This is a genomic window from uncultured Lamprocystis sp. (assembly GCF_903933125.1).
In the GTDB taxonomy this organism is placed as follows: domain Bacteria; phylum Pseudomonadota; class Gammaproteobacteria; order Chromatiales; family Chromatiaceae; genus Thiodictyon.
The window spans coordinates 1-10,724 of record NZ_CAIZIZ010000134.1 but is presented as its reverse complement, the minus strand read 5'-3'; the positions used below and the strand labels follow the sequence as shown (position 1 = coordinate 10,724).

The 10,724-nt window shown below is 66.2% G+C and carries 5 protein-coding genes and 1 pseudogene; 2 read left to right on the top strand and 4 right to left on the bottom strand.

The window, feature by feature from the left end; all coding sequences use genetic code 11:
* Positions 1–333: 333 nt before the first annotated feature.
* The 3 genes from QZY03_RS06390 to QZY03_RS06380 form a co-directional block, all read right to left on the bottom strand.
* Positions 334–5,730 carry a S8 family serine peptidase gene (locus QZY03_RS06390; protein ID WP_295579229.1) on the bottom strand — a complete coding sequence of 1,799 codons (5,397 nt, stop codon included), beginning with the start codon at positions 5,728–5,730 and terminating at the stop codon, positions 334–336.
* 173 nt (positions 5,731–5,903) lie between these two features.
* Positions 5,904–6,236, bottom strand: coding sequence for a hypothetical protein (locus tag QZY03_RS06385; RefSeq protein ID WP_295579231.1), 333 nt, complete (start codon positions 6,234–6,236; stop codon positions 5,904–5,906).
* A 172-nt stretch (positions 6,237–6,408) separates the two neighbouring features.
* Positions 6,409–6,651 carry a hypothetical protein gene (locus tag QZY03_RS06380; RefSeq protein ID WP_295579226.1) on the bottom strand — a complete coding sequence of 81 codons (243 nt, stop codon included), beginning with the start codon at positions 6,649–6,651 and terminating at the stop codon, positions 6,409–6,411.
* A gap of 167 nt (positions 6,652–6,818) precedes the next feature.
* Here QZY03_RS06380 and hemE point away from each other — a divergent pair, with 167 nt between their 5' ends.
* Together hemE and QZY03_RS06370 are read left to right on the top strand one after the other, a co-directional pair.
* Positions 6,819–7,889 (top strand): uroporphyrinogen decarboxylase, encoded by a 1,071-nt coding sequence (hemE, locus tag QZY03_RS06375; RefSeq protein ID WP_295579224.1) that lies wholly within the window; start codon positions 6,819–6,821, stop codon positions 7,887–7,889.
* A 53-nt stretch (positions 7,890–7,942) separates the two neighbouring features.
* A complete protein-coding gene (locus QZY03_RS06370) occupies positions 7,943–9,982 on the top strand; it encodes a hypothetical protein (RefSeq protein WP_295579222.1) in 2,040 nt (679 codons plus the stop codon).
* Between the two features lie 435 nt (positions 9,983–10,417).
* Here QZY03_RS06370 and QZY03_RS06365 read toward each other — a convergent pair.
* Positions 10,418–10,724: pseudogene (locus QZY03_RS06365) on the bottom strand (hypothetical protein); the annotation flags it as partial.

The window sequence follows — 10,724 nt, the reverse complement described above, 5'->3', positions numbered from 1 at the left end:
CGCCGCGATGGATGCCGCGGTCACCCCGAACGGTCGGGTTACGCGCCCGGCCCCATCGCGGCGGGACGCTGCTCCCACGGGGTCGCTGCGCGACTTTCACGGTAAAGCCGCGACCGTCAGTGGTCGGAACGATGACCAAGGCCGAGAATTTAACCACGCGAGACCGAGATTGAACAACGCGTGTCGAATCCGTTCGTCCGGAACAGGGGCCTCTGGTCGCGGCCGCCGCCGCCGCCGCCGCGCTACCCGACGTGCAGGTTTACGGCGGGGCGACCGAGGGTCGACTCGTTCCGACCCTGGAAGATATCCCGGTAGAGGATTGTCCGGCAATTCTCACTGCCGCTTCATCATCGGTTGCACCCACAGCAGATTGGATAGGTTCGCCGGCTGATCCGCACCGGGGAGGTCCCACTCCAACGACGAGCCGTCAGCGCTGAAGTGCGGCCAGGCGTCTTCAGGGGCGGCGGCCAGGACTGCCGGGCAGGACTGGTGCTGGAACCGCCCGGTATCACGGTCGTACAGGAAGACTTGACAGCGCCGCGAATCGGCCGTGGTGGTCTCCTCCAGGTAGGCGAGATAGCGGCCGTCGGGGCTGATAGCCGGGTGGTGATTGCTGACATTGGCGCCGACGCGCTGGTCGATGGCGACCGGGGCTGTACTGTCCGAGAGTCCCCCGATCACGATCTGGCGCTGACCATCCTCGCCGCGGCGGTCGAACCACAGGTCGACGCCGGCGGCATCAAGCGCCGGATGGGCCGCGGCCTCGGCGGTGACGGTGAGTCGTCGGGTCAAACCCAAGGAGACCTGGTGCAGATAAATGTCGGTGACGCCGTTGTCGTCATTCGCCACCAGGTCGTCGGCCTCGCTCTGGAAGACCACCCATTCGCCGGAAGCATCGGTCGCCGAGTAGCCGCTGGGGCCGTTGCCGGCCTGACCCGCCGGTGTCCGGCTGAGGAGACTGAGCCGCTCGGCCAGGAGATCGAGCCGATAGAGGTCGCTTGCCTCGTTCCGGTCGGCGGAGTCCAGGGCCTGAGCCGTCTCGAACAGGAGCCAGAATCCCGCGGGGTCGAGGAGTCCGTGGCTGGCGGCGGCGAGGTCTATCCCCTGGGCGACGAGGACGGCCTGGACCCAGGCGGGCAACTGGTCGAGTCGGGCAATCGGCTGGGGTCCGCCGGGTGAGCGTTGGGCGGCGAGGTCCGGTTGGCTCGGCGTGGTGCTGCTGGCCGGTTTGGCGCTGGCCGCGGCCGGACAGGTTACCGCCTCCCCGCGCCCGTGGAAGACGGCACCGGCGGCCACCCGCACACCCGGTTGCAGGCGCACGACGGGTGCCCGGAAGGTCAGGTCGGCGCCGCTCTGGACCACGACCGCACCCTGGGTGTTGATGCTCTGCTGCGAGGCACGGCTCTGGATGCCGGTGCCGAAGACCTCCGGACCGATGGTCATGGCCGTCGCTTGGCAGTTGCTGCTGCCGTTGACCTCCAGAGTGACCGGTACCGCCACCACGGGCTTGACCGGGTCGTTGCTGGCAACGCACAGGTTCGCCTGATAACTGCCAACGGCCAGGGCACGAGAATCGAAGCTCACGGTGACTGAGGAGTGTTGACCGGGAGACGTGTTGCCGGTCGTGGGGCTGACGCCGAGCCAGGGAACCTCCGACGGCGATGAGCAGATGACTGGTTGCGTATTCCCATCCAGAAGGATCTCGTCCAAAAGGACCTCGGCGCCGTCGCTTCCGACATAGCGGAAACCCAGACGCACTGCCCCTTTGGGAAGGAGAGGCGTCAAATTGAAGACGCTTTGCGCCCAGGTCCAATTAGTTGGCCAGGAAGGATCGGCGTCACCGAGATGGATATCGTCGCCATCGCCAACGACTGGAAAGCCCTCGCCAATCATTGCTGCGGCGGGATTGAACAGGGCGCGCGGTGCGCTGGTCCCGGTCCGCTTGGGGACACGTCGGGCGTTTGGCGCAGTGGCCTCGGCCTTGCTCACCACAGCGTTCTTCTCGGTGATCGTCCAGGCGAGACTGACCTCCCCGGCGTTACCGATATCCAGTGTCTTATTGGTCAGACTGCCTACGGGTTGGGTACTGCCGAGAGTCGTTGGATTGACGGAAATGGTCGGAGGGGTCGTTGGCCGACAACTCTGAACTCTCACATCGTCCAAATCCCAGCCGGGCCTGCCCTCTGAGTCATCCGAGCCCAGTCGAGCGCGGAACTGGACGGTCTGCCCGGCATAGGCGCTGATATCGACGATGGTGTTGATGTAGGTCGAGCTCGTACCGCACCAGGCCTTCAGTCCAGCGAGCGGGTTTTCGAAGTCGGCGGAGACCGGCAGCGTGTAGGGTCCCACCAGCAGGCTGGCTGCGGGCACCTGGGTCCAAGTGGTGCCGCCATCGGTCGTCATCTCCAGGATGCCGCCGTCGAAGCAGACGCTGCTGCTCTTCTCGAGATTCGGTGCGTGCCAGAACTTCATCGTCAGCGGGTTCTGGCCGGTCGGTAAGGTCACGACCGGCGCGGCGAGCCGTTGATCGGAGACCGCCGCGGGGTCGTTCGCATGGAAGTGCTGCACCCCGCTGTGCGGGTTGGTCGTGGCGAGCGCCCAGGTGTTGCCGGTGCCGCTGCTGGTCCAGGCGCCCGCCCCGTCCTCGAAGCCGGTTTGGTACAACACATTCGCCGTCGTGCCGGGGCCGCAGTCACCGGGGGCGGCCAGGGTGCTGAACTGGAACACGGCGGAGTCACCCCCCGTGCCGCAGGCATTGCCGGAGCGCACGCGCCAGAAATACGGGATCCCGGTATTTAAGGTCGTTCCGGGGGTCCAGGTCGGGCTGGTCAGGCCGGTGGCCGAGGCCACAATGGTGGAGAATCCGGCATCGGTGGCCACCTCGATCGCGTAGGTGGCGGCCCGTGCCGACGGGGTCCAGGCAAAGGTTGGGGTGGCGGACACATTGGACGCGCCGTTGGCCGGGGCCGTCAGGGTCGCGGCCCCGGGGGCGGCGTTGAACAGGCTCAGGCCCAGGTCGATGGACTTGGAGATCCCGCCGGTGGCCGCGCCGCTCACATGGAGCGTGTAGGCGCCCGGGGTGGCCGCGCCGGTGTTGCCGATGGCGAAGGCACTGGTGCCCGCCGGGGTCACCGGATTGGGGTTGAAGGTCGCGGTCGTGCCGGACGGCTGGCCGGTCGCGCCCAGGGTCACCCGATTGGCGAAACCCAGGATCGAGCCGACATTAATGGTGTAGGACGCGCTGGACGGCGCGCAGACCGCCCGGGTGGACGGGGTGCCGGTCAGCGAGAAATCGACCTGTTGCGTGCAGTTGTAACAGACCAGTGCAAAGTCCTGATCGGTTGGATCGGCATTGCCGGGCACGCCGTCGCCGGCGATGTTGGCCGCGGTCACCGTGATGGTGACGGGGCCCTTGGTCCCGGCCGGCAGGTAGATGGCCTCGTAGTTGTTGGCGCTGTCGGCCGTGCCGCCGGTCGTGCTCCATTGGCCGGTGAACCGGTTGCCCAGGTAGGTGACGCCGTTAACGACCACGGTGAGGTTGAGATTGTTGACCTGCGGGCTGGTGCCGAGGGCCCCGGGGGCGTCGGTATAGGCCAGGGCGATGCGCACCGGCTTGGCCGTGTTGGCGACCGAGCCGTTCCAGGTCCAGGTCTGGCCGGTACTGCCGAAGGTCCGCGTCTGGTCCAGCAAGGTGCGCGAGGTATTATCAAAGGCCGTCTTCATATCCGGCATGCCATAGCCCTGGCTGTTGCTGGGCAGGGTGTCGTTGGCCGATACACCGGTCAGGTAGGTCGGGTGACTCATCATATAGGCCTTGACGACGGCCGGGCTGGGCGTCGTCAGGCTGTACTGCGTCTGGAGCCAGCGGTAATAGAGCGACGCCACGCCGGCAACCGCGGGGGCCGAGTGGCTGGTGCCGGAGGAGGCGGCGAAGAGCGTCTGGCCGGTGGGTCGGAACCGATCACACACGCCGGTGCCGTCGTAGGCGGTGCTGGTGCTGGCCGTGCCCTGGATATGGGTGCCGGGGGCGATGACCTCCGGCTTGACCCGGCCGCCCGGGGCCGGCCCGCGGCTGGAGAAGTCGATCACGTCCATGGCGTTGTCCGCGCCGGTGGGGTCGGTGTCGCAGCCGTCGGTCCAGTTGCCGTTCTCGTCGATCTGGCGCTGGTTCTCCGAGGCGCCGACCGTGATCATGTTCTTGCCGTTGCCCGGCGAGCCGATGGTGCCGGCGCTGGATCCGCTGTTGCCGGCCGAGAAGACAAAGACCATCGACTGGTTGCCGGCCTCGCTCGGGTCCGCGTCCCGGACGCCCGCGTCATAGGCCTGGGACGACTCGTCATAGGTGCCGCTATCGGCGCCCCACGAGTTGGAACTGATCCGCGCTCCGCTGTCCTGCTCACTCTTGATCACCCCGGCCTCGTTGTTGCCGCAGGCCGAGATGTCCCAGGAGCCGTCGTTGGCGAAGACCTTGGTATTGCCGGTGCGGCCGTAGGGGCTGATCCCCTGTCCCCGCTGGTAGGTGCTGGGGAATTGATAGGGGGTACCCGGGCGGGTGTCGTAACCGCTGACGATGCTGGTGTTGATGTGGCCGTGACCGGCCCCGCCGTCGGCGCTGGCGTCGATCGTGCAGTTCCGAGCGAAGGCGACCCGACTGGTGGTCCCGTCGCCCAAGCGGGTCAGCGTGACATCCCCGGCGCCGTTGGCTGTACTGCCGTTGCCGACGCCATCGTCCGCCACCGACACGATGGGGTAGTCGGCCGGATTCTGGCTGAAGCCGAGTGAGTCCAGCCAGGTCTTGTAGCCGGGTCCGCTGGGACCGGCCTGCGCCCCGTCGAGGTGGCCGGCGACGATCTGCGCCTGGACCTCGTCGTGCATCTCGCGCGGCAAACGCTCGCCCACCCACACGACATCGGGGAGTTGGGCGATGGTGAGCAGGTCCGCGGCCCGCACCCTGACGATGACGTTTTCGAAGGCCAGGACGGGCGACCAGTCCGACAAACGCTCCACCGTCAGTTTGGCGATGAGGTGCTGCGAAGCCTGCTTGCCCGGATGGTTATAGATCTGGATGACCACCGGCACGACCTCCTCCGCATCACCGCCGGCGAGGATACGCCGTTCGATCGAGGCGCCCAGTTTGAAGGCCGGCTGATAAGGCGCGCTGTATTGCACGACCTCGCGGGCATTGGCCAGGGTGTCCAACTGGCTGCGGCCCGCCCCGTCGGTCCACACGAGATAACCGTTGGTGGCGATGTACTGAATGGGCCGGCTGCCGGTGGCGGCGATGGCGTCCAGCCACTCGTCCTTGATGGGGCCGACGAACTGGATCACATGCAGGGCACCCCCGGTCTCCTCATTGGCCGTCAGGAGCGGTGGGAGGGCGGTTCGACCCGACTGAGTATCCACCGGGTGCCGGTCGAATTGCAGCCGGTCCATGAGGGGGTCCATCTGCACCTGGCCCGAGGTCGAGGCCGCCAGGCTGGCCCGCGCCGCGTCGCTGACCTTGTATAGCGCAAAGGGACCATAGTCGTGCCAGAGGGTGAATCCGGGCTGGCTGGCGTCGGACCCGCCAGCCGCAACGATGGCCTTGTTGAAGCTAACGCCGCTCGGGCTGGGGGATGGCCGAGCCGGCGTATCCTGGGCCACCGTCAACTTTGTCCCAATGATTGAGAAGGCGAGGGCGCTGGTGACCAGGAAGGTTGCCGGTAGCCAACTTTTGCGTTGATTCTGCAAGATTTTTCTAACCGGGCTGATGAAATTAGGGTTTTCCAAAGGGTCCACTCCAGTATCTTAAACTATTGCTAAGGTTTTTTGACAAGCAAACATTAGTTGCGTGAGTAAAGTTTAGTAAAGAAGAAAAAATTTGTTATACATCTCTATTAAGAAAAACCTTTTAAAGCAAACACCTAATTCCATTGCCAAAGGCTCGGATCATGCCAAATAAACGGATAGCGCAGGGAGTGCGCCGTGTTGTTGCTGCCGCCATCGCAGAGCACCAGGATTTCCGTGGCCGTGGGATAGCAATAGCAGAACAGCAGCGTCCAGGCCAAGAACAGGGCGTCGCAGGCGCAGGTGCTGGTGCCGTGCGAGGTCCCCAGGGCGATGAAGCCGCGGTTGGCCACCACGTTATAGACGCCGTGCGGCACGAGCACCCCACCGGCCGGATGGTGATCATCATAGTCGCGGACGCGTTGCGGGACAGTGCTATCGCACTGCCCGCGCCGGTGCGAGGGTCCCAGCAGTTCCTTTTTCTTGGTGTCGATGCATATAACACCGGCGTGCCACGCTCGCGGGCGCGGCGGCGCAACTCGGTGATGTGGCGTCCCGCGGCCAGTGGATCGGTCGGACTGCCCGCGCTGTGGGCCTCCAGCACCGCGCTGAGTGCCTCGCGCAAGACCGGCTCGTCCGACGTCAACGGCGGTCGCCCGCCGCCGGGGCGCCGGATGCGCGTGGCGCCCCCACCGGGACGTTGCGGACGGTTCGCGTCACGTCGCGCAGCTGCTCCAGTTCGCGAATCCCGCTATAGAGGGTGCGTCGGCTCATCCCCAAGACCCGGGCCACATACGCGACACCGCCGAAGCCAATCTTCAAGGCCTCCAGTGCGGCGTAGCGCCGGCGATGATCTTCCGACAGCGACCGGCAATACAGTCGCATCGTCTCCTTATGGGTCGCAGGTGACCGCGGCCACGCATCGCGGCGGGACGTCGATCCCACAGCGTCGCAACGCGCCTTGTCTGGGGTCCGAGGGCCGGCCTGGTGTATCCTGCGCATCCATGCCATTGCGATCTTCGCTCAACCCCCGACCTGGAAGCCCCAGCACCGTGATTCAGCTCAAGAACGATACCTTTTTGCGCGCCCTGCTGCGCGAGCCCGTGGACTACACCCCCGTGTGGATGATGCGCCAGGCCGGGCGCTACCTGCCCGAGTACCGGGCGACCCGCGCCAAGGCCGGCAGCTTCATGCAACTGTGCATGAACCCGGAACTGGCCTGCGAGGTCACGCTCCAGCCCCTGGATCGCTTCCCGCTCGACGCCGCCATCCTGTTCTCCGACATCCTCACCATCCCCGATGCGATGGGTCTCGGACTCTCTTTCGGTGAGGGTGAGGGGCCGCGGTTTGAGCGCCCGGTGCGCTCGGCCGCGGACGTGGAGCGGATCGTGGTGCCCGACCCGGAGGATGGGCTGCGCTACGTGATGGACGCGGTCAGTCTGATCCGGCGTGAACTGCAGGGCCGCGTGCCCTTGATCGGCTTCTCCGGCAGTCCCTGGACCCTGGCCACCTACATGGTGGAGGGCGGTGGGACCAAGAACTATGCGCACACCAAAGGCATGATGTATGACCGGCCGGATCTGTTGCATAGCCTGCTGGTCAAGGTCGCCGACGCGGTCGCCGTGTATCTCAACGCCCAAATCGCCCGCGGCGCCCAGGCGGTGATGATTTTCGATACCTGGGGCGGCGCCCTGACCCCGACCAAGTATCAGGAGTTCTCGCTGGCCTACATGCAGCGGGTGGTGACGGGTCTGACGCGCGAGGCTGAGGGGCGGCGGGTGCCGGTGGTGCTCTTCACCAAGAACGGCGGCCAGTGGCTGGACCGTATGTCCCAGACCGGCTGCGACGCCCTGGGCGTGGATTGGACCACCGACCTGGCCGACGCCCGCCGCGCGGTTGGCGGCCGGGTCGCGCTGCAGGGGAATCTTGATCCCTGCGTGCTCTATGCCTCGCCCGAGCGCATTCGTGAGGAGGTGGCGGCGGTGCTGGCGAGCTATGGTCACGGCAACGGGCACGTGTTCAATCTGGGCCATGGCATCACCCCGGACGTCAACCCCGAGCACGCCGGGGCCATGGTCGCCGCGGTTCATGAACTGAGCCCGGCCTATCACCAGGGGACCTGATCATCTGATCGGGCCGGTGGCCGACCGCGTCACGCGACCCTGGAGGACCGCCCGTGCAGCCCAGCAGCCGCGACACATCAGCTGAGATTCGCGGCGGCGCACCGCCGCCCCAGGTGGAAATCCTGTCGCGGTCGCCGGGATCCGCGACCGTGCGTCAACCGCTGCGTCAGGCCGCGCGTTTCAGAGTGTTCGCGCTGGTGTTTCTCCTGGTCCTGGCGGGCGGGTCGGCATGGAATTTCACCCGACCGGCCCTGTACCGGGCGACGGCAACCGTGCTGATCGAGGTGCCGGAAGGGATCGGCTACAGTGCCGGCGCAGACGGTGCCGACCCGCAGAATCTGGCGGTCCAGGGCCGCATCCTGCTGGCCCAGGACCTCTTGCAGGAGACCCTGGAGCGGGCCGCGCGCACCGCCCCCGAAACCGGCGAACTGGACCCCGAGGCCTTGCGCGCGCGCCTCGACGTGCAGCCCACGCCCGGCACCAATCTGGTGGCGTTGAGCGCGACCGGCAGCGAGCCGCGGCAACTGGCGGTCCTGGTGAATGCCTGGACCCAGGCCTATCTGGAGCGGCGCCAGGCGCAGGTCGAGCGGGACGTGGACGGCACCCTGGCCCGACTGCAGGACGAATACGCGCGACTCGATGCCCAAAAGCGCGCGCAGGCCGCGACCCTGGACCGATATCGCCTGGAACACGGCATCGACACCATGGAGCGGGACGGCAATCAGGCGCTGGCGCGCCTCAAGGCCCTGACCAAGGAGCTGGAAACGGCCCGGGCCGAGCAGGTGAAAGCCGAGTCCCAACGCGCGGCCCTGGAAGAGGCGATCGACCGCGGCGAGCCGGTCGTTCCGCCCGCCGAGCAGGGCACCCTGGAGCAACTGGAGACCGAGGCCGGGAAACTGCGCGCTCAACTCGCGGGCCTGGCCAAGCGTTACACCAAGGTCTATCTGGAAAACGAACCGACCCTGAAGGAGTTGCCGATCCAATTGGACCAGTTGGAGGCACGGATCAAGGAGCAGCGCGCCAAGGGCCGTGACTTTCTGCGCTCCACCCTGACCCGTGAGGTGGAGCGGGCGCGGCGCCAGAGCCGCGTACTGGAGCAGGAACTGGCGGTTCAGCGGGCCGAGGCGTCAGGGTTCACCGCCCGTTTCGCTCGTTATGAGACTCTCAAGAAGGACTTGGAGCAAATCGACGAACTGCATCGCGGTCTGGAACAGCGCCTGGTGGAGGTCAAGACCAAGGCGCCGGCCCGGTATGCGCAGGTCAAGGTGCTGGAGCCCGCCTTTGTTCCCAGCCGTCCCTTCCAGCCCGACTATTGGCGCGATTTCAGTTACACCCTGGCGGTGGCGGGTCTGACCGCCTTGCTGGCTGTGCTGCTGACGGAGTTTCTGACTCGGCGTGAGCGCACCGCGGACGAGCAACTGCCGGTCACCGGGGTCCGGGTGTTCGCCGGCGATTCCCGGCTTTCGGTCGATAGGGATACCGCGGCGGCGGGTGCCTTGTTGTCTCAGGGCCAAGACCAGGGGGCGATCCCGGCGGATGACAGGCCCCTGAGCCTGCCGGGCATCGGTCGACGCGAACTCCTGGCAGGCGAGGTTCGCGCCCTGCTCGAACTGGCGGACTCGGCGACCCGCCAGTTGATGGGCCTGGTGCTGTCCGGGATCACGCCAGCGGAATGTGTGCTGCTCGATGTGCGCGCCATCGACCTGGCGGCCGGCACGGTGCAAGCGCCGGGCGACGGTCGGATCATCCGCCTGAGCCCGGCCCTGGCGGCGCTGTTTGGCGGGCACCGGCCGCTGCCGCTGTGGAGCGACGACCCCGCGGGCGGCGGGGCGGCCGGACTCCTGGCCCGCATCGGACTCCTGGCCCACGACGCCGGGCTGTCGCATCCCGATGAGGTGGATGCGGCGGCCTTGCGCCACACCTACATCTGCTATCTGGTCCGCCAGGGCACCCGGCTCACCGAGATCGAACGGATCATCGGCCGGCTCCCCGCCGCGGAACTTGCCCGGTACGCCGTTTACAGTCCTGCCGGTGCGGCCAAGCCGCTGGCGCAGGTCGCGCTGAGCTATCCCGCTTGCAGCGCGCTTGCTTGATCGGGGGTTGGGTGGGGTGCAATCAAAACCGATGTGGACGCCCCTGCCCTGATTGTCGATGATCGGGTCGGGGTGACGGGATGCAGACTGTGGTTCTTTCGTGACGCTTCGGCCCTTCGCTCTCCCCAGCTTTCACCGGGCGTCAACTTGACTCCGGCTTCTGCTGACTCCTGTCCCGCTCTCCCGCGCCAGGTTTCCCCGAGCAAGAAAGTGTACTAATGAATACCCCACACGCCCGCACCCGTGAGCGGTTGTGGTACACACCAAAGGGTGGGCTCTGTTGCTTAGCAGAGGGTGGGTCATTTCCCATTAGCGTTGAGACATATAGCCTATTTCTGCGATTCTGAAATCAGTTCATCTGATATATAACAAGCATTTATATTTGACTGAAGTTTCCTGTTTTCAATTACGCCACGAGCCGCATCACCGCCGCGATCAGGGGATTTTGCGTCGGTTTGTTGGCCCCCCGCAATCCTCCTGCTTGATTTCCCGAAATCCGGCTTCAACCGTCACAATGGTCTGCGCCCAGGGATACCGACTCTGGTTGGCCTTGGCCGCGTGGTCAAAGGTGGTCTGGCAGCCAAACACCTTGCGCCCCGTCTTCGGGTTGAGCGAATCATCCAGCGCCAGGAGCAAGCGCCCCGCGGTCAGTGGGTCGGGGATGGCCCGCCACAGCGTCTCCCAGACCCGCGTCCAGGGCAACTTCACCGACGCCATAAAGGTGTAGTAACGCGACTGGGCG